Source organism: Candidatus Merdisoma sp. JLR.KK006, from assembly GCF_036941035.1.
Taxonomy (GTDB): Bacteria; Bacillota; Clostridia; order Lachnospirales; family Lachnospiraceae; genus Laedolimicola.
In genome coordinates this window covers 75,722-99,430 of sequence record NZ_JAYMNS010000001.1, presented here as the reverse complement: position 1 = coordinate 99,430, position 23,709 = coordinate 75,722, and the positions used below count along the sequence as shown (strand labels likewise).

The following is a 23,709-nucleotide window of genomic DNA, read 5'->3' as shown; positions in this document are numbered from 1 at the left end:
TTGTTTTAGCAATTTAATCGAATAAAGCAGAAGTCCCCTGGAAAAAGACAAATGTACGCATAAAACATACATTTTCAAAAAGTATTTCCAGAGTTCTTTTTTTGCAGTTTTTTTGTCAGAAATTGTATTGACAACAAGTCCCCTTTTCGCTAAGATAGAAAATTAATAATAACTGATGTGTATCTTAATTAACGTGAGAGGAGAGAATGAAATGGGTAAAATTATTGGTGAGAGCATTACTTTTGACGATGTGCTGTTGGTGCCGTCCTACTCGGAAGTGATTCCCAATGAGGTTGATTTGTCAACTAATTTAACAAAGACCGTGCGGCTGAACATTCCGATGATGAGCGCCAGCATGGATACGGTTACGGAGCACCGCATGGCCATTGCCATGGCAAGACAGGGCGGTATTGGTATTATTCATAAAAACATGTCTATCGAGGCACAGGCCGAAGAGGTAGACAAAGTAAAGCGTTCTGAAAATGGCGTTATCACAGACCCATTCTATCTTTCTCCTGAACATACCTTAGCGGAAGCCAATGAGCTGATGGGAAAGTTCCGGATTTCCGGCGTTCCCATTACCGAGGGCAGAAAGCTGGTTGGTATCATTACAAATCGAGACTTGAAATTCGAAACAGACTTCACCAAGAAAATCAAGGAATCCATGACCTCCGAGAATCTGATTACGGCAAAAGAGGGCATTACTCTGGAGGAAGCCAAAAAGGTTCTGGCAAAGGCAAGAAAAGAAAAGCTGCCCATTGTAGATGATGAGGGGAACTTAAAAGGCCTGATTACCATAAAGGATATTGAGAAGCAGATCAAGTATCCCATGTCTGCCAAGGACGAGAAAGGCCGTCTGCTTTGCGGAGCCGGCGTAGGGATTACCAGCAATGTGCTGGAGCGTGTGGATGCTCTGGTGAAAGCCCAGGTGGACGTGATTGTGCTGGATTCCTCCCACGGTCATTCCGCAAATGTAATCCGCTGTCTGAAAATGATCAAGGCAGCATATCCGGATCTCCCGGTAATTGCAGGAAATATTGCTACAGGACAGGCTGCCAGAGATTTGATTGAGGCAGGCGCCGATGCGGTTAAGGTTGGTATCGGACCAGGTTCTATCTGTACGACCCGTGTGGTATCCGGAATCGGTGTTCCCCAGGTGTCTGCGATTATGGACTGCTATGAGGTGGCGAAGGAATACGGCATTCCGGTGATTGCCGACGGCGGCATCAAGTATTCCGGCGACATTACCAAGTCTATTGCGGCAGGCGCCAATGTCTGCATGATGGGAAGTATCTTTGCGGGCTGTGACGAGGCTCCCGGCGAGTTCGAACTGTTCCAGGGCAGAAAGTATAAGGTTTACCGGGGCATGGGCTCTATCTCCGCCATGGAGAACGGAAGCAGGGATCGTTACTTCCAGGAGGGAGCAAAGAAGCTGGTTCCCGAGGGCGTGGAGGGCCGTGTGGCTTACAAGGGCACGGTGGAGGATACCATCTTCCAGCTTCTTGGAGGCCTGCGCTCCGGTATGGGCTTATGCGGAACGCCGAATATTGAGGCGCTGAAAGAGAACGGAAAGTTTATCAAGATTTCCGCCGCTTCTCTGAAAGAAAGCCATCCCCATGATATTCATATTACAAAAGAGGCGCCTAATTACAGTACGGATGCTTTATAAAATTTGGTGAAACTGACTTGTAATTATACAGTTGCACTTAACATAAAAGCAGATAAACAAAGGCCGACAGTAAAGGAAAAATGCTGTCGGCCCTTTTGAATTTTAAAATAGCTATTTTGAGATTATGAGCTTATTAGAAATACAATTATAAATATAGTAATAGGAATATACCAGATCATCTAAATTTATATAAATTATATTAAATCACAGAACAAATGATAGCTTTTCAGAATGAAATAGGATACAATAAGGATCGTATTTTATTTTTGAAGGCAACAAGCATGTCCACCTGACATATGGAAACAAATATGGTTGATTTGGCAGAAAAATAGTACAGTTTGGAAGAAACAGCGGAGTATCAATTTGCAAGTCAGGGGATACTGATATAATCTTAAAAGCCGCTGAGGTGATTGCGTTCCGTGATGTGATGAACTTGGTGTTAGCGATCATATTAAAACTGGAACGATAACATAGAAATAAGCGAAGAGCGAAAGATGTATATTAGCAATGCTTAGACTTAATATGAACTTATTAGTTTTACGAACACGTGTAACAAATTTGTTGTATGTTATTATAACATTTGCAGGAGGAGATTAATATGAGCGATATTATATTTACTCTCGGGGAATTATTCTGCGGTCCAGGCGGGCTTGCCTGGGGTGCGATGAATGCGGATGTCCCCGGAATGAAAATTATCCATGCATGGGCAAATGATTATGATGAAAGCACATGCCAGACATACACGCATAATATCTGCCCGGATAATCCCAATAGTGTATACTGCGAAGACGTACATATACTGGATCTTGCGAAGCTGGGAGACATAGACGCATTGGCTTTTGGCTTTCCGTGCAATGATTTTTCAGTTGTTGGAGAACAATTGGGATTTAAAGGAAAATTTGGACCACTATATAGTTACGGGATCAATGCATTGAATATGTATCACCCGAAATGGTTTTTAGCAGAGAACGTAGGCGGCATCAAATCGGCGAACGAAGGAACGGCGTTCAAACGCATTCTTGCTGATATGACAAATGCCGGATATAGACTTGTTCCTAATCTTTATCGTTTTGAAGAATATGGTATTCCACAGGCCCGGCATAGAATGATTATTATTGGTATTCGAAACGACTTGCCATATGAGTTTAAGGTGCCATCCCCTAACGGTTACGAACCGATGACTTGCCGTAGTGCGATTGAAATTCCTCCGATACCCGCAGATGCTCCAAATAATGAGCACACTAGGCAATCTCCGCAAGTTGTGGAACGCTTAAAATACATTAAACCAGGTCAAAATGCGTTCACGGCGGATCTCCCTCCGGAACTGCGGCTGAATGTGAAAGGTGCAAAAATTAGTCAGATTTACAAACGGCTTGATCCGAATAAACCTTCATATACGATTACTGGTTCAGGCGGCGGCGGCACACATGTATATCACTGGTCAGAAAATAGAGCGCTTACAAATAGAGAGCGTGCACGCCTGCAGACTTTTCCGGATGACTTTGTGTTTGAAGGGAGTAAGGAGGAGGTTCGTAAACAGATAGGCATGGCAGTTCCCGCACGCGGGGCAAAAATTATTTTTGAAGCAGTGTTGAAGACGTTTGCCAGAATTCCCTACGACAGTGTCGATGCAAGTATAAAGGAGTAAAAAGATGGTTCAAGAGATAAATGTTAATGAACTCAGTGATTCGGAGAAGCAAGCTCTCGTTTGTATGTATTATGCAAGACTGCCAAAGACAGATGCCCGTTATAAAAACAGAATGGACGATTGGTCCGTACTCGAAAAAAGATTCGGAATCAAGAAAACAACATATAAATATGCCAAGGATTCGTTTGATTATTATTTCCCGGATAATGGACGGAGAGGATGGAGTGACGAGCGTCCCTTGAGCAGACGTGGTGAGTCTTTTCAGGAAGTATATGACTCATATAAGGACTATCCGGTGGATGTATTAGAAAAAGCGACAGTAGAAATCATTGCTGAATGTAAACAAGAAGAGAACAGCTTTGTATCAATGAAGTGTGGTTTCCCGCAAACAGTTCACAACATCTTAAACGGCGAAAAAAACATAACAGTGGATGGTGTTTATACTTTAAAAGAAGAACTGACTAATGGAAAAAAGGTATTTGTTACTTTGGGCGGTGATGTTGGAAAATCCGAAGTGGACTGGAAACCGGGATTTAAGGGTGTTGCTCATGTTACTAAAGAACCTTATGATTTTGGTTACAATGGTAAAGGAAAATATTTTAAGTTTGATATAGAAATAGATTGCGTATTTAAGAAAGCATTCAAACGAGAGGATTTTTTAAATTATATAGATGCCTATGATGCACCATATATAGGGCCGGAGCTTTCACGAGACCCGTCACAGGCTCTTAGTACTCTTGATATAGTTAAGGCAGTTGCGGTCATAAGAGCCGTCTTAGATGAGTATCCCTATCTGCTTGAAAATTTTAAAAGAATATTTCCGCAGGATTTTATGGATAGGGTTCTTGGTGCCGTAACTGTTATGATACCGGCTTCTGTAAAATTTGGAGAAAATAAATCTGATGCCGTAAATTCAATTTATGAAGATATGGAAATGGAGGAAGATGCGCCTGAGGAGGAAGACATGGATTATAAACCTTACATAGAACCTGAATATTATACTGGCTGCAGTTGCAAAAACAGGGATACCGGAGAAGAATATGCACATAATCGAATTGTCTTCGGTGCACCAGGAACAGGAAAAAGTTATAGATTGAATTGTGAACGGGCGGACCTAATAGAAAATGGCGGCGGATATGAAAGAGTAACATTTCATCCAGATTATTCCTATGCACATTTTGTGGGAACGTATAAGCCGGTTCCTTCAAAAGCTGGGATATCTTATGAATTTGTGCCGGGTCCTTTTATGAGAACGTATGTAAGAGCCATAGAAAATGGGCGTTCAGAGAATAAAGAAGATGTTAAACCATATTTACTTCTTATAGAAGAAATTAATCGTGCAAATGTAGCTGCAGTATTCGGGGAGGTTTTTCAGCTTTTAGATCGCGATGAAAGAAATGTAAGCCAATATCCGGTAAAGCCGTCCGAGGATATTAAAGCGTACTTGGCGAAAGAACTGGGCGGACAATCAAGCGATTATGAAGAGCTGCGACTACCAGACAACATGTACATCTGGGCAACGATGAATAGTGCTGATCAGGGAGTATTTCCTATGGATACCGCCTTTAAACGACGGTGGGATTTTGCGTATATTGGAATAGATGATAATGACGAAGGCATTAGGGGAAAGACAGTCATTCTTGGGAGGAAAGTTGTTCAGAAAGTTGAATGGAATAAGCTGAGAAAAGCGATTAACAAATTCTTAGCCAAACAGAAAATAAATGAGGACAAACAACTTGGTCCGTATTTTATCTCTAAGAACATTGTTATTCCGCAAAATGGAGACGAAATCGACCGTAACAAATTTATTGAGACTTTTAAGAATAAGGTGATTATGTATCTCTTTGAAGATGCGGCCAGACAAAAGAGAGCATCTTTATTTGAGGGTTGTTTCCAGAAGAGCAGTCGTTATTCCGAAATCTGCCATGAGTTTGATGAAAAAGGTTTGGGAATTTTTAATCGTGATATCCAAATCGATACTAAGCCTGAGGATCTCCCGGCCGCAGGCATTTTGGAGGAGACGATAGAATGATTTCCAAGTATGTCCGGGAGCAGAAGAGGTATACACAGGAAGAGCTCTTAAACATATTTGAATGTGCAGAAGCGGATGTAATACTTCTAATCCGAAAACTCAAAGAATATGGGGTTTTGAAAGCAGTTAAGGCATCCGACCGTCAATGCGAGATGTCAGATCTCGTAGATGTGGATATTGAAGTCGCAGACGTTGAAATTGGTGAAAATGAATTCCTTTATGTTTTTACCTTTGTTGGTGTGATTGTTATTGCGGGGTGTGTGCTGAAATGCTATCCCAAATATCTTTTCAGTGCAGATGAGCCCAAAAAAGAACTGCAGCAGATTTTGAAAGTGCTTGAAAAGTATAATTCTAAAGAGCAGATTATCCGGATGCTGAATGACAGTAGTGAAAGCCAGACATTTAACCTGCTTGCCGTTCTCCTTTTCCTGCTGCAGGATTATTATGAAAATGGCACATATAACAACACCGAAGAGATTATTGAGAGCAATGGTTCCGGCGAAATATTGTGGGACAAGACAATCAATGAGACCTTTACACTACTCTTTCATAACCGGCCCTACTACATTGACCTGCAGACAAGAAGACGCATAAATGACGACTATGATTACTTCAAACGGCTGCACGAATGTATATTAACAAAAGCCGCCAGGGAACTGCGGTCTGCCGATCTTCTTGACATGTTCGGAATTGCAGAAGTAAATTTGTCAGACGAGAATCTGGATGATTTTGGGGATGAGGAATATATATTGTACCAGTTGGAAAAAGAACTCAATTCGCAGTTCTACACCCGTAAACAACAGGTACTCAAAACAATGTATGCTTATATAGCCCATAGCAGCAGTTTATATGATATTGACTGTCTTTCCATATATGGCACAAACAATTTCAACCTTGTATGGGAAGCAGTTTGCGCCGACATCCTTGATAACAAACTTGATGCCTGTCTGGGAACGCTGAAGTTGCCTATAGCATTGCAGCCGCAGTATAACAGCAGGAAGAGACTAATTGATTTGATAGAAAAACCGCTGTGGACGGCTGCAGGCAAAACTGCAAATGATACGCTGACTCCTGATTTGATTACTATAGAAAAAGTCGGGCGGGATTACTGGTTTATCGTTTTTGATGCAAAATACTATAATGCTTGTTTAGAACCGGAGGCTGCACCTAAGGGGCAGCCCGGAATAGAATCCATCACGAAGCAGTATCTATATCAACTGGCTTACCAGCAATTCATTGCTGACCATGCATTCTCGGCAGTGAAAAATTGCTTCATTATGCCAACGGAAAGTGAAACGGTTATTGACAAGGGAGAGGTATCATTGCAGATGCTGTCTGTTCTTGGCCTGCAGAATATTAAGGTTCGTTTTCTTCCGGCAGCACTTGCGTATGATTATTATATAAGCGGAAGAAAAATCAATATAGATGTTCTCAAATTGTAATTGAGTTTGAATGAGATTAAATTAATGATTGATACTTTTGACATTATGGAGATAAATAAACGAGGTTTTTTGACGGAGGCGTTTGAGGAACCGGTATTATATGCGCCTGCCAGGACTGACTTGATAGCCGGACAATGTACCAAATTGGAAATCATTACTGCTTTCACAGACTGTGAACGCATATCAACGCATATGATAGGACTCTCCGAAGGAATGAGCAATAACCGTTTTGTGAAGCCGCTTTCAGTGGAAATTATTCTTGGTATGACAAAATCCAGTCTGTCAAAGAAAAAGCATGAAGATATATGCAGGCTGGTTCAACAAATCAATGAAAACAGTATGATGCCAAATCTGTCATGCAGATATATTTGTTCCGGACGCGAAGTTCATTCTAAAATATATTTATGGTCCAGACCGGATGAGCATATTGATTATGTTCCATCATTTGCTTATTGCGGTTCATTGAATTACACAATGAACGCTTTCTTTAAAAGGCGCGAATCGGTCTGCGTTTGTGATCCGGCAAATGCACTTTTTTATTATAGAGAATTATTAAAAGACACTATTGACTGTCTTTCTCCTGAGGTTCCCAATCAACTGAAAAATATTACAAATGGCATGAATGAAGATATTGAGGGACCAGATAATTCAGAACAAGAATATTTGAAATATGACGCCATGATGCCAACGGATAAACTAGAAGTTTCATTATTGAAATCGGATGGATCAGGTACAGGTTATGGGTCTGGCGTGAACTGGGGCATTCGTCCAAATGGAACTGCAAGAAATCTTAACCAGGCATATATACCATATAATAAGCTTGACAAAAAAGAAGGATTTTTTCCGGATAGAATTAATCCAGATGATGAGAACTGCCCAATGTTCAGGGTTATAACAAAAGATTATGGGGCGTTTCATATGAGGATGGCACAGGCCGGAAATAAAGGTTTGCATAGCGTTGAAAGTAATGCCATTATTGGTGAATGGATCCGGAAAAAAATCGGCGTTCCCTCTGGCGGATTTGTAACCAAACAAATGCTGGAACATTATGGAAAAACATATGTAACTTTTCGTAAATACCAAGATGGTGTTTATATCCTTGATTTTTGAGAGGACAGAAAATGGATGACTTAACCCCGGAACAACGCCGTAAAAATATGCAGCATATTCGTAGCAAGGATACAAAGATAGAGATTTCGCTTAGAAAGGCATTGTGGCACAAAGGTTACAGGTATCGCAAAAATTGTGACAAGCTTCCCGGTAAACCGGACATTGTGCTAACCAAGTATAAGATAGCCATCTTCTGTGATAGCGAGTTTTTTCATGGCAAAGATTGGGAAATATTAAAACCGCAGTTGGAACGAGGAAACAATCCTGAATATTGGGTAAAAAAAATTTCACGCAATATGGAAAGAGACAATGAGGTTAACAAAGCTCTTCTCTTTCGAGGCTGGACAGTTATACGTTTTTGGGGAAAGGATATTTTATCCAATTTGGATGAATGTGTTCGCGTAATCGAAGAGGTAATTTTTGATTTATCGATATCCGAATATAGTGACGATTGAGCCTTTTGATTTGGATTACCTCATGTCAGAAAAATATCATATACCATCCGGTGAGCCAGCGTCCCATCTGGTATATGGTATTTTTCTGACGCAGATATAGTCCGCCGTGCAAGCTCGACTGCAAAAGAAGCAGTCTCGCTTTGGGGCATTCGCCCCATGTCAGAAAAATATCAGATGCCATCCGGTGAGCCAGCTCCCCGTCTGGCATATGATATTTTTCTGACGCCCGGCTCATTTAAAAAAAAATTAATGATTTTTGTAGTAATTCCTAAGTCATATACGTTATTATATATGTAAAAGACAAGCAAAAGACGCGTATTTTGCAGGGGAGGGGGACCCTTAAGATGCTTTTATACTTATCCATGTTGGACACCCAGGAAGAAAAAGACAAGTTTACTTTAGTTTATGAGCAGTATCAGCAGTTCTGCTGGTATGTGGCATATCAGCTTCTTAGTGATGCCCATTTGGCAGAGGATGCGGTACAGGAGACTTTTCTTGCGCTGACCCGGCATCTTGATAAGATTGAGGACGTGGACAGTCCGAGGACGAAGAAGTTTTTGATGACTATCACAAAGAGCAAGGCCGTTGATATCTTAAGAAAGAACAAGGCTGAGACCTGTTCTTCGGAGGATTATGAGCCGGAGCTTGCGGATCCTTCTTCAGATCTTTTGGACCAGTATATTACAAAAGAAAATTATGATTACCTGATATCCTGTATCTTGGAGCTGGATGAAGCTTATCGAGTTGTGTTTGAGTATAAGTATCTTCATCAGATGTCGGACACGGAGATTGCCGGGCTTTTAGATATAACCCCCAAGCTGGCAAATGTGAGATTTTACCGGGCAAGAAAGAAGCTTCAGGAAATGCTGGAAAAGGAGGTGGCAGCCCGTGTCGGGAAACGATAAGAAAGAAAAAGCCCTGAATGAAAAGGAAGAGCTTTTAAAAGAGGCACTGGACGCCTGTATGGAGGAGCAGTTAAGCTTTATTCCCCCAGAGTGTGAGATTGTTCGTATGCATACTTTTTCCGAAGAATTTCAGGAATACATGGAGAAGCTTTTAAAGACCAAGGGCCGTTCCAAGCAACGGACAATGGCCAGTCATGAATTTATTTACAGCTTTAATAAAGTTGCGGCAAGCATCCTTGTTTTGCTGGTGATAGGAGGCCTTCTGGCAGGAGGAACCATGCTGCTGTCAAGAAGCTCCAAGAGCAGTACCACAGATATGGCGTCATCTTCAGAGATGAACGAGTCGGCATCAGAAGAAGCTGCAGCGGTGCCGGAAGAGGAATACGGAGAGTATGAGGAGGCCGCTTCAGGAGCGGGTGGATCCCAGGAGGCGCCGGCGGGAGATGCAGGAGAAACCGGAGGGACAAGTGCGCAAAGAAGTGTGGAATTTATGGGCGGACGGATTTTTCTGGCGGATAATCAGAGGCTGCGGGAAAAGACTGAGACAGTAAAAACCCTTGTCAACAGTCCGGTTATAGCAAGGGATGCGGAAAGCATAAAGGTAACAATAGGCAATATGGATGAGCGCCTCATTTATTATTACGGCGCTATGGATCTGGAGGTTTTGATTGACGGCGCATGGTATCTGGTGCCTCCTAAGGAGGAACTGACCGAGGAGGAAGACAACCGTATAGTTCGTCTGGAACCGGGAATGGCTCAGGATGAAGAAATTTTTCTGGAAAACTATGAATGGGATTATGATGCGGAACAGTATCGTGTAGTTACCTATCTGGACGGAATGATACTCTGCTCTAAGTTCCGATTCGAAAACCCGGAGGAAGATCTGGAAGAAGCCCTGGAGCAGACCTGGGAATAAGGAACAAATCAATTAACAGGCACATGCACTTGTGACTGGGAATTGATTTAGATGAGGTGTGCTGATAAGATATTACGGAACTTCAAATGGAGGAAATATGAAAAAGAAGATAAGAAAACTTGCCTTAATAACGGCAGGTATACTGATTTTAAGCGGCTGCGGAGCCAAGTCTATGTCTGCGGAAACGGCAGCAGAAGCTCCGGCGATGTCGCAGGAAAGCTATGATACGGGATATTATAATGACATGTATGCAGACGCAGAAGCTCCGGCGGGAGAGGAAGAGTATGAATTTTCCACGGAGCAGGGAATGGAGGTATCTTCCACCACGGGCTTGGACAGTGTTGCCGCCACTTCTCAGAAGCTTATCAAAACCGTATCTATGTCCATGGAAACGAAAGAATTTGATACTCTTTTGGAGAGCATTCGTGGAAAAGTGGAAGAACTGGGCGGATACATAGAAAGCTCCGAGATTTCCGGAAGCAGCTATTACAGTGTGCAGGGCAACCGTTATGCCTGGCTGACACTTCGGATTCCAGCAGAGAAGCTGGACGGCTTTGTGACCATTGTCAGTGAGCTTGGCAATGTAACCAGCAAAAACGAATCCGTTGAGGATATCACCCTTCAGTATGTGGATGTGGAGAGCCACAAGCAGGCTCTGGAGACAGAGCAGGCCCGGCTTTTGGAGCTTCTCGAGAAAGCGGAATCCATGGAGGATATTATTGCCATTGAGAGCCGGCTTTCCCAGGTGCGCTATGAGCTTCAATCTTATGGCTCCACCTTAAGAACTTATGACAATCGGGTAAATTACAGTACCGTGTCCATAGATATCAGCGAAGTTGAGCGGGTGACGCCGGTGATAGAGGAGAGGACCTTCTTTGAGGAAATTCAATATCGCCTGTCCGACAACCTTTATGATATCGGCCGGGGAATGCGTAATTTTGCCATATGGTTTATCAGTTCCCTGCCTTATCTGGTTATTTGGGCCCTGATTATCATTGTACTTGTGTGCTTGGTGAGAAAATTTATCAGGAAGAAGCCTTTCTTTGGAAGAAAGAAAAAAGAGCAGATAAAAGAAAGAGATGCAAATCAGGAGCAGAATAAGAACCGGGAGTAATATAAAATACAAAAAGCAGTTTCATGAACGAAATAACGTCAAAGACTCCATAGCAGCAATAGCTCTGGGGTCTTTGCGTTTTTACAGCAGGTGTCAAAGGGGGATGCCGGCATCATATCAGTCCGGTTCGCTGCCCTATAAATTAAAAAGTGACAAATGTCACGGAAAATTCATTACAAAATACAGGTGCGCAAAAAACGGAAATTATTTATGATTACTACTGTAACATATCAAAATAATTCAAGGGAGGATTTATAAATGAAGAAAAAAATTCTTAGTGCACTGTTATGTACCGCTATGCTTGCCGCAGTAGTAGCAGGATGCGGAAGCAAGTCTGAGCCGGCACCGGCAGAAGCGCCTGCAGAGGAAGCTCCGGCAGAAACTCCTGCGGAAGATGCAGGAAATGATGCAGAGGCACCGGCAGAAGGCGGCGGACGCGTGTTCGGCTACACCTGTATGGACGGAACTAACCCTTTCTTCGTAGCGCTTGAGGGAGCTATCCGTGAGGTAGTAGAGGCTCACGGTGATACACTGCTTTCCGTAGACCCGGGCAATGATTCCAATACCCAGATTGACCAGATTGAAGACCTGATTTCCAGAGGCGTTGAAATCATGTTCGTGAATCCGGTAGACGCAGACGGCATTATTCCGGCGCTGGATGCACTGAAGGAAGCAGACATTCCTATGTTCGGCTTTGATACCCAGGTTGGCGATATGAGCTATCTGGTATCCTATGCAGGCTCTGACAATTACAATGCAGGCTATGTATGCGGCGAGGACCTGGCAAAGAAGGTTCCCGAGGGCGGCGACATTCTGGTGCTTGATTCCCCGACCATGCAGTCTGTAACTGACAGAACTGACGGCTTTTTGAAGGCTATTGAGGATTCCGGTGTAACCTTTAATGTAGTAGGACAGCAGGATGCCCAGGGAAATCAGCAGGTGGCAAATGAGAAGGCTACTGACCTTCTGACTGCACATCCCGATGTGGTAGCTATCTTTGGCGGCAACGACCCCACAGCTCTTGGCGCATATGCAGCAGCAGACGCTGCCGGCGTAACTCCGCTCATTTACGGTGTGGATGGTTCTCCGGATGTTAAGAAGCTTCTGGAGGGTACGATACTGGAAGGTACCGGCGCTCAGTCTCCGATTACCATCGGCAAGACGATTGCTGAGACTGCTTACGAGTGGCTGGACGGCAAAGATGTAGAAGCCTTTATCCCCATTGAGACATTCCTGGTAACCGAAGATAATGTGGGAGATTACGGAACAGACGGATGGCAGTAAGCAAATGGCGGTAAGATGCACCTTATAGGCAGATGAGTTACTGATAGAACAGGAATAAGAGGGCTTTGGTCCATAGACGGAGCAAAGCCCTTTTGTCAGGCTGGTGCATCCTTGCATTTATTCTTGAGTAAATACAAGTGTTGTTTATTCCAAAATGAATGCAAGGATGTACCGGGATTTTTCAAGACAGGTGGTGGCGATGCGTGAGTGAACAGTATTTACTTGAAATGAAAGGGGTCCATAAATCCTTCCCCGGCGTCAAGGCCCTTAAGAATGTAGGTCTTCAGCTGAAGGCCGGAGAAGTACATGCGCTTTTGGGGGAGAACGGCGCCGGTAAATCCACTCTGATTAAGGTACTGGGTGGTATTTACCATGCAGAAGAGGGAGAGATCTATATAGACGGCCAGAAGGCAGCTATAGACGGTGTTGTGGCAGCTCGTGAGGCAGGTATTTCCATAGTACACCAGGAGCTTGTTCTGGTTCCGTATATGACCGTAGCCGAGAATATTTTCCTGGGCCGTGAGCCGGGAAACAAAATGAACATTAATCGTAAGCAGATGACACAGGATGCCCAGAAGCTGATGGATACCTATGAGATGAACATCAATGCAGATACACTGGTGGAGCATCTGACAATTGCCCAGCAGCAGATGGTAGAGATTGTAAAAGCAATCTCCTTTAACTCAAAGATTCTGGTTATGGATGAGCCGACTTCCTCCATTTCAGACAAAGAAGTGGGCTTCTTATTTGATACAATGCGTGCTCTTACGAAAAGAGGCGTAGGCATTATCTATATTTCCCATAAGATGAGTGAGCTGGAAGAGATTTGCGACCGGGTGACCGTTATGCGTGACGGGGAAACCGTCGGCACCAAGGTGGTGAAGGAGACCACAAAGGACGATCTGATAGCCCTGATGGTCGGCAGAGAGCTTACCAATTACTATACACGGGATTATCTGGAGCCAGGTGAGGTAGTGCTTCGGTGCGAGCATATCTCGGATAAAAAGATGGCAAAAGATGCAAGCTTTGAACTTCACAAGGGAGAAATAATCGGATTTGCGGGACTTGTGGGAGCGGGAAGAAGCGAGACCATGAAGGCTGTTTTCGGGCTTGCGCCGAATATGTCCGGAGAGGTCTACGTGGATGGCCAGAAGGTACAGATCAAGTCTCCCGTAGATGCATTAAAATATGGAATTGCGCTGGTTCCCGAGAGCCGCAAGGAGGAGGGATTGTATAAAATACAGAGTGTACGGTTCAATTCTACTATTGAAGTCCTTTCCCAGTTTATCAAGAATCTGCGTGTGAATGGGAAAAAGGAAGATGAGATCACCCAGAAGTACATAGATATGATGGGAACAAAGACACCCAGCCAGGAACAGGTTATCGGGAATCTGTCAGGAGGAAACCAGCAAAAGGTTATGATCGGGCGCTGGCTTGCCACGTCTCCTAAGATTCTGATTCTGGATGAGCCTACCCGCGGCGTGGACGTAGGCGCCAAAGCGGAGATTTATGCCATTATGAATGAACTGGTAAAGCAGGGAATGTCAATTATTATGATTTCTTCCGAGCTTCCGGAGATTATCAATATGAGCGATCGGATCTACGTTATGAACGAGGGACGGGTGACTGGATGCCTTAACCATGAGGATGTTACCCAGGAAAAGATCATGCAGCTTGCGGCAAAGTAAGTGCAACGGTGACAGTACCTTTTAGTACCGCTGCGCAGCAACTTAAAACAGTAATATCCCTTACAGTGCGCAAATCGATTTACAGACGCATGGATTTGCGGCTGGAAATTGATTTAGGTTAAAGTGTACTGGGAGGGATATTACGGAACTGGAATAGGAGGAGAAGCTATGGCAGCCAGATTTAAGAATGGAGTTGTCAGATATTTCAAAGATAATATTGGTATTATTATTGCACTGTTGGTAATGTGTGTGTTTTTGGTTATTTTTCCCACTACAAGGACAACGTTTCTGACTCCCAAGAATGTGTTTAATATTCTTCGTCAGAATGCGTCAAACCTGTTTCTGGCCACAGGTATGACAATGGTCATTATCTTAGGCGGCATTGAGCTTTCAGTTGGTTCCGTGATTGCTCTTTCCGGTGTCGTGGCGGCCGGCTGCGTGATAAATTTCGGTCTTCCCGAGATCGTCGGTTTCCTTGCGGCTATTGGAGTGGGAGCCCTTGTGGGTATGTTTAACGGCTTTGTAATCTGCAAGACAGATATTCCGCCATTTATTGTGACGCTGGCATCTATGAATATAACAAAAGGAATTGCCCTGGTTCTCACAGGAGGTTCCCCCATCCGATGCATGACGGATGCATTCAAATTCCCGGGGGCGGGTTATGTAGGGCCGGTTCCCACACCGGTAATTCTGATGATTATTGTGTTTATCATTGCGGCGCTTATGATTAACCGCACCCGGCTCGGACGCCATATCTATGCGGTGGGCGGCAATGCACAGGCGGCAAGGTTTTCCGGAATCAATGTACAGAAGGTAAAGTTTATCGTCTACACCTACACAGGCATTATGTCAGGTATCGCAGGCGTGGTGGTTGCTTCCCGTCTGTATTCCGGCCAGCCTACAGCAGGTGACGGCGCAGAGATGGATGCTATTGCGGCAGTAGTAGTAGGCGGTACTTCTATGAGCGGCGGTTCCGGGCGGCTTGGCGGCACATTGATCGGAGTTCTGATTATCGGAGTTCTGAACAACGGCCTGAATCTGCTGGGCGTGGATTCCAACTGGCAGTATATTGTTAAGGGCCTTGTAATTCTTCTTGCAGTGTATGTAGATTTCATCCGAAACAAAAAAGCAGGAAGGTAAAAAGTACCAATATACACAATAAGTCTCTGCGGTCTTCGGACCAAGGAGGCTTTTGTGGTGGAGAAGAAGATGAAAAAAAGCACCATAAAGATGTGGTTCCCGCACTGCTGCTTTTTGAAGGGTTTTTGCGTAATCGGGTTTATGATTTGTCTTAGCATCTTGACAGGCTGTGGGATGTTGCGGGACAATAAGGAAGAACATGTTCCCCGGGTTTTCGGAGCCACCTATATGACCAGGAACAATCCGTATTTTGACGTACTCCATGAGGCTATTGAGGAAGGCGTATCCGGAAACGGAGATATTCTCATTTCCAGAGATCCGAGCCAGGACCAGGACAAACAGAACGCTCAGATAATGGAAATGATAGAGGAAGGGATTGAGGTACTCTTTCTGAACCCGGTGGACTGGGAGAGGGTGAAGCCTGCACTGGAGGCATGCCGGGAAGCCGGCGTTCTGGTTATCAATATTGACACAGTTGTTAAGGACAGAGAGTATGTGATCTCCGTCATTGAGACGGACAATTACCAGGCCGGCGTTCTGTGTGCTCAGGAGATGATGAAGCAGGTGGACAGCGCACGGATTGTGATTATTGATAATCCAATTCAGACCTCCATTACAAATCGTGTACAGGGTTTTCTGGACACGATTGAAGGAAATGAAAATTATCAGGTGGTATATACCCAGGCAGGGGCGGGAGAGTTTGAGGTGTCAGCGGATATGATAGCAGAATTCCTCAAAAAGGACATAGAATTCAATGTGGTTCTGGGCGGAAATGATCCAAGCGCATTAGGAGCGCTGGCGGCGCTGCAGCAGTATCACAGGGAAGACGGCGTCCTGATCTACGGAATTGACGGCTCTCCGGATTTTAAGGCAATGCTGGAGCTTGGGGTTGTGTCCGGAACCAGTGCCCAGAGCCCTAAGACCATTGGCGAAGTGGCTGTAAAAAAAGCTTATGACTATCTAAGCGGGATAGAAATAGAGCCTTACATCAGTATAGAGCCTTATATGATTACAAGGGAAAATCTGAGCGACTATGAAGTTAACGGATGGCAATAGTTTAACAGCAGGGCCTGGACAGCACATAGAAGGATATACTGTCCAGGGCTTGCGGAACTGGAATGGATGGGTATGATTGACAGGAAAGAACGCTTTGTAACACTGCTCCAGGGGGCAATGCTGATTTTGAATGTTTTATGCGTTGCCTTGATTTGTGTGCTTATTTATGTAACAACAGGAAAAATTCTTGCCAATTATGATGCACGGGAATTTTTGAATTCTATCTCAGCCTTTCCGGAAGACCCCAAGGCAAATCTAATCATCTGCATGGGCTTCATGGGAATCTTTATTGTAACGTTTCTGATGCGTCATTTTTGGAAGGAAATACCGAATAAATGGAATGTCGCTACGCTGATTCTTGATCTGATTGCGTGCAGTATTGTGATTTACCGGCTGAACTTTAACTATAAGGGACTGCTGCTTTTGGTGTTTGCCGGTGTCATTGCCTATGTAAAGGACGGCAAGATGAAGCTGGTATTTGTAGCCGTGGCCATTGCAGGATATCTGGTGGCGGATTATGAGCTGCTTTCTATCTATATGCGGCTGTATAATGTGTCGGATTATATTCAGTACTACTCTTATAATACACAGCAGTACTTATTCAGCATCTACAATATTCTTTTATCTTTGAATATTATATTGTTTATTGTGTACTGTGTCTACGTTATCAATGTCCAGCGGGGAACCATAGAAGAGGTAAACCGTCTCTACCATGAATTACAGACAGCCAATGAGCAGCTCCAGGAGTATGCCGACGTGACGGAGCATATGGCTCAGACAAAGGAGAGAAACCGCCTGGCCAGAGAGATCCATGACACTCTGGGGCATACGCTTACGGGCATTGTCACCGGACTGGACGCATGTCTGGCTTTGGTTGACGTGTCGCCGGAACAGACAAGAAAACAGCTTGCTCTTTTGTCAAAGGTAGGAAGAGAGGGCATCCAGGATATCCGAAGATCAGTGAACGAGCTGAGGCCGGATTCCCTGGAGCGTTTAAGCCTTGAAGTGGCCATACGTAAGATGGTAACAGATATGAGTAAGGTGTCAGATGTCCGCATCCATTTTAAAACAGAGGAAAAGCATCTGAAATTCGATGAGGATGAGGAAAATGCCATCTATCGGGTCGTGCAGGAGAGCATCACCAATGCAGTCCGCCACGGGCAGGCAAAGGAGATCTGGATTACACTGGAGCGGATAGAGGGAGAGTTGCTTCTTAAGATCCACGATAACGGAATTGGCTGTAAAGAGATGAAAAGCGGCTTTGGAACGAAGCATATTAAAGAAAGAATCGAAATGCTGCGGGGTACGGTTACCTTTGACGGACAGCACCAGGGATTTACCGTAACTGCGCACATACCGATTCGCTGGGGGGAGACTTATGATTAAGGTTTTGATTGCAGATGACCAGGAGCTGATCCGGCAGAGCCTTCAGATTGTGCTTGACAGCAAGGAAGGGCTTGAGGTAACTGACGTGGCGGCAGACGGACTGGAGGTTATCCAGTGCGTCCGGAAGCAGAAGCCCGATGTGGTGCTTATGGACATTCGGATGCCCAAGATGGACGGCGTTCAGTGTACAAAGATTATCAAAGAGAATTATCCTCAGATAAAAATTATCATTCTGACAACCTTTGATGATGATGAATATGTATACAATGCATTGAAATTCGGCGCCAGCGGTTATCTCTTAAAAGGCGTTTCCATGGAAGAGCTTGAGAATGCCATCCGGACAGTATACGGCGGCAGGGCAATGATCAATCCGGATATTGCCACAAAGGTACTGCGCCTGTTTTCCCGGATGGCCCAGGCGGACTATACGATCCCGGTGGGAAATAAGGGCGTGGAGGAACTGACAAAGACAGAGTGGAAAATCATTGTTCAGGTAGGGACCGGTGCAGCCAATAAGGAGATTGCAGACACACTTAAACTGTCAGACGGAACCGTACGGAACTACTTAAGCACCATTTTGAATAAACTGGATCTCAGAGACCGGACCCAGCTGGCAATCTGGGCAGTACAGACCAATGCAGCAAAGCAAGTATTAGAGGATTGAGAAAAAGATGCAGAAAAGAAAGGTTTCCGGAAGGCTATGGGCGTCTATGGCAGCTGTTCTGTGTGTGATATTGCTGTTTTTTGCCCATTATGGGAAAAAGAAAGAGATTATTCTGGAATTCGGTATGTTTACAGGAAGCAACTGGGATGTGGCAACCGCAAACAGCTTTGTGATCATTGACAAAGCCATTGCCCGTTTTGAAAAGGAGCATCCAGGCGTCCGCATCCACTATTACAGCGGCGTTCTGAAAGAGGATTATTCAGAGTGGTTCTCACGTAAGCTTTTGGTGGACAAAGAGCCGGATGTATTTATGGTGCTGGGAACAGACTTCAATCAGTTTTCCTCCCTGGGCGTGATGAAAAATCTGGATGAACTGATAGAACAGGATGCATCCTTTGACCCGGACAGGTATTTTTCCAGTGCTTTCTGTACAGGGCAGTATGGAGGCGTTCAGTATGCGCTTCCCTATGAGACAGTACCTACACTTATGTTTGTCAATAAGACGCTTCTTACAAAGGAAGGCATCTCGATGCCGGACCAGGACTGGACCTGGGAGGATCTCTTTGAGATTTGTGAGAAGGTAACAAAGGATACCAACGGGGACGGTGTTCCGGACCAGTTTGGAATCTTCAATTATGACTGGATGGATGCCGTCTGCTCCAACGGGGGAGAAATCTTTGATTCGGACGGAACACAGGGATATTTTACCGATGAGCGTCTGGTGGAATCTGTGAAATACATCCGTCAGCTGAACGAGCTGAATGAGGGACAGAAGGTGGTACAGGAGGATTTCAACAACGGCAATGTGGCATTTATGCCTCTGACATTTGCGGAGTACCGGACTTACAAAACTTATCCTTACAAAATCAAGCGTTATGCCAACTTTCAGTGGGACTGCATCACTATGCCTGCAGGCACCCAGGGAGATAATCTTTCCCAGGTGGAGACGCTGCTTATGGGGATCAGCGCCAGTACAGAGGAAGAGGCGCTGGCCTGGGAATTTCTGAAGCTTCTGACCTATGACGAGGAGCTGCAGACAGAGATTTTCCGCTATTCCCAGGGAGCCTCTGTGTTGAAGGCCGTCACCCAGTCCAGTGAGATGGAAAGTATTGTGCAGGAGGATATGGAAGTGGGCGATACCGTAATCAGCGGGAAGCTTTTGGGACGGGTCATTGAAGAGGGACACATTGAGCCTCAGTTCAAAAGATATGAACAGGCCCTGGCTTTGGCTGACAGCGAGATCAGCAATATTTTGGAAAATGACAAAACGGTGGACAGCAGTCTGAAAATTCTGCAAAGAACGATCAATAATTATCTGAGACAGTGAGTGCTGTTTGAATCCGGCCTTTTAAGATATGAGTGAAGGCCGGATTTTTTTGAAAAGAGTTAAAATTTCTGCAAAAAGAGTATTTTTGTGCTATTTACAAAAAAAAGTTAAAGATTCTGAAAAATTTTCCGCAAATCAATGGAGAATTTCTTGTCAAATCCCAACAAAACCTGCTATAATGAAAAATACGATTTTATAATTTCATAATAGGGGGATAATCGATATTTTGCAAATCGGAAAATTGCGGAAAGGATGGGAACTGAATGAAGAAATGGGACAAAAATATTCAGCATGACATTAAAGAGGGAATTCTTCAAGGTCAGGGAGTCCGAAAACTGGGGGAGGATATCTGCTTTACAGTAGCAGTACCAGATAAAAAAGCATGCAGCTTATTGCTTTATAAAAAAGGAAGAAAAGAAGCGGAAGCCGCCATTCCCATGGAGGGTACCGGACAATATGGAGATTTGCGTTCTCTGCTGGTAAAGGGTCTGCCGGCAGACAGATACGAATATAATTATGAGATTGACGGACAGGTTGTAACTGACCCTTACGCCTGCCGGATAGCAGGAAGAGAGAGCTTTGGAAAGGCCGTAAAGGAGGAGGAACTGAGGGGAAGAATCTGCCCCGGAGCCTTTGACTGGGAGGGGGACAGGCCCCTCCGCCTTCCCTGCGAGGAAGTGGTGGCATATGCGGCTCATGTGCGCGGCTTTACGAAGCACAGCACCTCTAAGGTAAAGGCAAAAGGGACCTTTGCGGGACTTAAGGAGAAGATCCCCTATCTGAAAGAGCTTGGAATCAATCAGCTCGAGCTGATGCCCGTATATGAATTCTCAGAGCTTGCCTCCATGGACAATCCGGAGCTTAAGAAATATGCACCTTTAGACGGAGGAGAGCCCCGGATCAATTACTGGGGATATTCCCCGAAGGCGTATTATTTTGCACCCAAGGCATCCTATGCAGCCTCGGACAATCCGGTGCAGGAGTTAAAGGAGCTTATCAAAGAGCTTCATCGAAATGGGATAGAGCTTGTTCTGGAGTTCTACTTTCCAAAAGGGACGAAGGCTTCTCTGGTTCTGAACTGTATCCGGTACTGGGTGGTGGAATATCACATCGACGGCGTACATATTAATCGGGACGGTGCGCCTGTGGAGGCGCTGGCCCAGGACCCGCTTTTAAGCCATACGAAGATTTTCAGCGAAAGTTTTGCCTTAGATGAGATCTATGAGGAAAAGGCAGTGCCGGCCTTTCGGAATCTGGCAGAATACAATGACGGTTTTATGCTGGATGGCAGACGCTTCCTAAAGGGAGATGAGGGACGGCTTACGGCATTTACCTGGCGCGCACGGCGCAGTCCTGCACGGCATGGAGTCATCAATTACATGGCAAACCACAATGGATTTACGCTGATGGATCTGGTGTCCTATGACGAGAAGCACAATGAGGCCAACGGAGAAGCTAACCGGGACGGCTCCAATGTCAATTACAGCTGGAACTGCGGAGAAGAAGGGCCCAGCCGGAAGAAGCGGCTTTTAAAGCTTCGCATGCAGCAGCTCCGCAATGCATTTGCCATCCTTTTGTTAAGTCAGGGAACGCCCCTTATTTATGCCGGCGACGAGAGAGGCAACTCACAGTCAGGCAATAACAATGCATGGTGCCAAGACAACGAGATCTCCTGGATTCCCTGGAAAACGGGGAAGACGGAGACAGGTCTTCTTGCGTATGTGAAGGGGCTTATTGCATTTCGCAAGGCTCATCCTGTATTCCGCCAGAGTCGGGAGCTTCAGATGACGGATTACCTTTCCTGCGGCTATCCGGATGTGTCCTACCATGGAAAGCAGGCCTGGTTCGCAGATTTTGAAAACTACAGCAGAAGTGTGGGCATTCTGTACGCAGGCAGCTATGTGGAAGCAGGAACGGAGGAAAAAGGGAAGGATGATTTCTTCTATGTGGCATATAATATGCATTGGATGCCCCATGAGTATGCTCTGCCGGGACTTCCGGAGGAAGCATTATGGAGGGTTGCTGTAGATACGGGCATAGAGGGAGCAGACAGTATTTACCAGGAGGGACAGGAACCAGTTTTAGAGGATCAGCGGATGATCACGGTGCCGGAGCGCACCATAATGGTGCTGATAGGAAAATAGGAAATGAAAGCTTGGAAGCATTTTTGTACCATCACCCGTCACAGGCTGTTGGTTATGAGATATTGTTTTAAAATCGGCCTTTACTGGCAGGGATTAACTCATGACCTGTCGAAGTATTCTCCTGCGGAATTTCTGCCCGGATGCAGATATTACCAGGGCTACCGCAGCCCCAACAATGCGGAGCGGGAGAACAAAGGCTATTCTTCCGCCTGGCTTCATCATAAAGGAAGGAATAAGCATCACTATGAGTACTGGATTGATTACAGTTTAAAGACGGGGAGGGAGCTGGCAGGCATGAAGATGCCGCCGAAGTATGTGGCGGAGATGATGATGGATCGGATTGCGGCTTCCCGTATTTACAAGGGAAAGGACTATGACAGGCATCAGCCCCTGGTTTATTATGAGCAGGGAAAGGAAGCTTATGTGATTCATGAGGAGACGAGAGAGCTTTTGGAATATCTGCTGCATATGCTGTCAGAACAGGGGGAGAAAATAACCCTGGCCTATATCCGACGAAACTTAACAGGAAAAAAAGAATATCCAAATTTAATGAAAAAAAGAGGAAATCAGAGACGGACGCAGAATTAATATAATAGAACCAGTTTAGTCAGTGTGAAGAAGTGGTTTTGCAGACGACGCAGACGGAACATATGGAAAGGCTTTTGCCGGAAAGGAGAGGCTTATGACGATTCGGGAGAGTACAGAACAATGGGAAAGTGAGTATCTAAGCCCTTATGCAGCCTTAAGCAGAGCTTCCAGGGGAAGAGATGTGGAAGAACCGCCCTGTGATATTCGCCCCATATATCAGAGGGACAGGGATCGGATCCTTCACTGCAAGTCCTTCCGCCGTCTAAAGCACAAGACCCAGGTGTTTTTGACCCCCAGAGGGGATCACTATCGAACGAGACTGACTCACACACTGGAGGTTTCCCAGACAGCCAGAACCGTAGCAAAGGCTCTGCGGCTTAACGAGGATCTGACGGAGGCCATTGCCCTGGGGCATGATCTGGGGCACACTCCTTTTGGCCACGCAGGGGAGAGGGCCCTGAATAAGCTGTGTACCAGAGGCTTTGCCCACTATGAACAGAGCGTCCGGGTGGTGGAACGGCTGGAAAAGCAGGGAAAAGGGCTGAATCTTACCTGGGAGGTCCGGGACGGGATCCGCAATCACAGAACAAGCGGCAATCCTGCTACGCTGGAAGGGCAGATTGTGCGCTTTGCAGATAAGATTGCCTATATCAATCACGATATTGATGATGCCATTCGTGCCGGAATCTTAGAGGAGACGGATATTCCAAGGGAATACCGGGAGATTCTCGGAGGTTCTACCAGGGAGCGTCTGAATACCCTGATTCATGACATTGTGATACATAATATTGACCGTCTTAAGACTCCCCCCGGGGAGCTTTGCGAGGAACAGCCTATGATCCGCATGTCTTTGGAGGTAGGGCAGGCCATGCAGGATCTACGGACCTTTATGTTTAAGAATCTGTATACCAATCCCATAGCCAAGGGAGAAGAGACGAAGGCACAGGAGCTTTTGGAGGCTCTGTTTTCTCACTACATGGAGCATCCGGATACCATGTCTGAGGAATTTCTTGATATGCTTTACAAGGAGCAGGAGGAAAAGGAGATCGTTGTCTGCGATTATATCTCCGGTATGACAGATCAATATGCCATTTACAAGTTTAACGAGTATTTTATCCCTAAGGCATGGAGTCTTTAGTTT

20 protein-coding genes are annotated in these 23,709 nt (G+C 45.2%); 19 read left to right on the top strand and 1 reads right to left on the bottom strand.

Features of this window, described 5'->3' with window-relative positions:
- Positions 1-211: 211 nt before the first annotated feature.
- The 6 genes from guaB (at position 212) to VSQ61_RS00420 (ending at position 8,356) form a co-directional block, all read left to right on the top strand.
- The gene (guaB, locus tag VSQ61_RS00445; protein ID WP_334342454.1) at positions 212-1,669 is read left to right on the top strand and encodes an IMP dehydrogenase; all 1,458 of its coding nucleotides are present in this window, start codon (positions 212-214) and stop codon (positions 1,667-1,669) included.
- 598 nt (positions 1,670-2,267) lie between these two features.
- The gene (locus VSQ61_RS00440; RefSeq protein WP_334342453.1) at positions 2,268-3,317 is read left to right on the top strand and encodes a DNA cytosine methyltransferase; all 1,050 of its coding nucleotides are present in this window, start codon (positions 2,268-2,270) and stop codon (positions 3,315-3,317) included.
- 4 nt (positions 3,318-3,321) lie between these two features.
- Positions 3,322-5,349: an McrB family protein gene (locus VSQ61_RS00435; RefSeq protein WP_334342452.1), complete on the top strand. Its 2,028-nt coding sequence runs from the start codon at positions 3,322-3,324 to the stop codon at positions 5,347-5,349.
- Positions 5,346-6,791 carry an LlaJI family restriction endonuclease gene (locus VSQ61_RS00430; RefSeq protein ID WP_334342451.1) on the top strand — a complete coding sequence of 482 codons (1,446 nt, stop codon included), beginning with the start codon at positions 5,346-5,348 and terminating at the stop codon, positions 6,789-6,791. Before VSQ61_RS00435 ends, VSQ61_RS00430 begins: the two co-directional genes overlap by 4 nt.
- Before the next feature lie 24 nt (positions 6,792-6,815).
- On the top strand, positions 6,816-7,901 hold the full coding sequence (locus VSQ61_RS00425; protein ID WP_334342450.1) for a restriction endonuclease PLD domain-containing protein: 1,086 nt from the start codon (positions 6,816-6,818) through the stop codon (positions 7,899-7,901).
- Between the two features lie 11 nt (positions 7,902-7,912).
- Positions 7,913-8,356: a very short patch repair endonuclease gene (locus tag VSQ61_RS00420; protein WP_334342449.1), complete on the top strand. Its 444-nt coding sequence runs from the start codon at positions 7,913-7,915 to the stop codon at positions 8,354-8,356.
- A gap of 25 nt (positions 8,357-8,381) precedes the next feature.
- Here the strand turns inward: VSQ61_RS00420 and VSQ61_RS00415 are convergent, their stop codons facing one another.
- Positions 8,382-8,564 carry a hypothetical protein gene (locus VSQ61_RS00415; protein ID WP_334342448.1) on the bottom strand — a complete coding sequence of 61 codons (183 nt, stop codon included), beginning with the start codon at positions 8,562-8,564 and terminating at the stop codon, positions 8,382-8,384.
- 136 nt (positions 8,565-8,700) lie between these two features.
- Here VSQ61_RS00415 and VSQ61_RS00410 point away from each other — a divergent pair, with 136 nt between their 5' ends.
- From VSQ61_RS00410 to VSQ61_RS00350, 13 genes are all read left to right on the top strand, one after another.
- The gene (locus VSQ61_RS00410; RefSeq protein WP_334342447.1) at positions 8,701-9,261 is read left to right on the top strand and encodes an RNA polymerase sigma factor; all 561 of its coding nucleotides are present in this window, start codon (positions 8,701-8,703) and stop codon (positions 9,259-9,261) included.
- Positions 9,245-10,177, top strand: a complete 933-nt coding sequence (locus tag VSQ61_RS00405; RefSeq protein ID WP_334342446.1) for an immunoglobulin-like domain-containing protein — start codon at positions 9,245-9,247, stop codon at positions 10,175-10,177. The genes VSQ61_RS00410 and VSQ61_RS00405 overlap by 17 nt, the downstream gene beginning before the upstream one ends.
- A 97-nt stretch (positions 10,178-10,274) precedes the next feature.
- Entirely contained in the window at positions 10,275-11,291 is a 1,017-nt protein-coding gene (locus VSQ61_RS00400) for a DUF4349 domain-containing protein (RefSeq protein ID WP_334342445.1), read from the top strand.
- 258 nt (positions 11,292-11,549) lie between these two features.
- The gene (locus VSQ61_RS00395; protein WP_334342444.1) at positions 11,550-12,575 is read left to right on the top strand and encodes a sugar ABC transporter substrate-binding protein; all 1,026 of its coding nucleotides are present in this window, start codon (positions 11,550-11,552) and stop codon (positions 12,573-12,575) included.
- A 203-nt stretch (positions 12,576-12,778) separates the two neighbouring features.
- Positions 12,779-14,263, top strand: coding sequence for a sugar ABC transporter ATP-binding protein (locus tag VSQ61_RS00390; RefSeq protein ID WP_334342443.1), 1,485 nt, complete (start codon positions 12,779-12,781; stop codon positions 14,261-14,263).
- A gap of 168 nt (positions 14,264-14,431) precedes the next feature.
- The gene (locus tag VSQ61_RS00385; RefSeq protein WP_334342442.1) at positions 14,432-15,403 is read left to right on the top strand and encodes an ABC transporter permease; all 972 of its coding nucleotides are present in this window, start codon (positions 14,432-14,434) and stop codon (positions 15,401-15,403) included.
- Positions 15,404-15,460: 57 nt separating this feature from the next.
- A complete protein-coding gene (locus VSQ61_RS00380; RefSeq protein WP_334342441.1) occupies positions 15,461-16,459 on the top strand; it encodes a sugar ABC transporter substrate-binding protein in 999 nt (332 codons plus the stop codon).
- 72 nt (positions 16,460-16,531) lie between these two features.
- Positions 16,532-17,845, top strand: coding sequence for a sensor histidine kinase (locus tag VSQ61_RS00375; protein ID WP_334342440.1), 1,314 nt, complete (start codon positions 16,532-16,534; stop codon positions 17,843-17,845).
- Positions 17,838-18,509: a response regulator transcription factor gene (locus tag VSQ61_RS00370; RefSeq protein ID WP_334342439.1), complete on the top strand. Its 672-nt coding sequence runs from the start codon at positions 17,838-17,840 to the stop codon at positions 18,507-18,509. The genes VSQ61_RS00375 and VSQ61_RS00370 overlap by 8 nt, the downstream gene beginning before the upstream one ends.
- Positions 18,510-18,516: 7 nt before the next feature.
- Positions 18,517-19,836: an ABC transporter substrate-binding protein gene (locus tag VSQ61_RS00365; protein WP_334342438.1), complete on the top strand. Its 1,320-nt coding sequence runs from the start codon at positions 18,517-18,519 to the stop codon at positions 19,834-19,836.
- 263 nt (positions 19,837-20,099) lie between these two features.
- Positions 20,100-21,980 (top strand): alpha-amylase, encoded by a 1,881-nt coding sequence (locus tag VSQ61_RS00360; protein WP_334342437.1) that lies wholly within the window; start codon positions 20,100-20,102, stop codon positions 21,978-21,980.
- Between the two features lie 3 nt (positions 21,981-21,983).
- A complete protein-coding gene (locus tag VSQ61_RS00355) occupies positions 21,984-22,568 on the top strand; it encodes a DUF5662 family protein (RefSeq protein ID WP_334342436.1) in 585 nt (194 codons plus the stop codon).
- Between the two features lie 94 nt (positions 22,569-22,662).
- Complete coding sequence (locus VSQ61_RS00350) at positions 22,663-23,706, top strand: deoxyguanosinetriphosphate triphosphohydrolase (protein ID WP_334342435.1); 1,044 nt, start codon at positions 22,663-22,665, stop codon at positions 23,704-23,706.
- Positions 23,707-23,709: the final 3 nt, after the last annotated feature.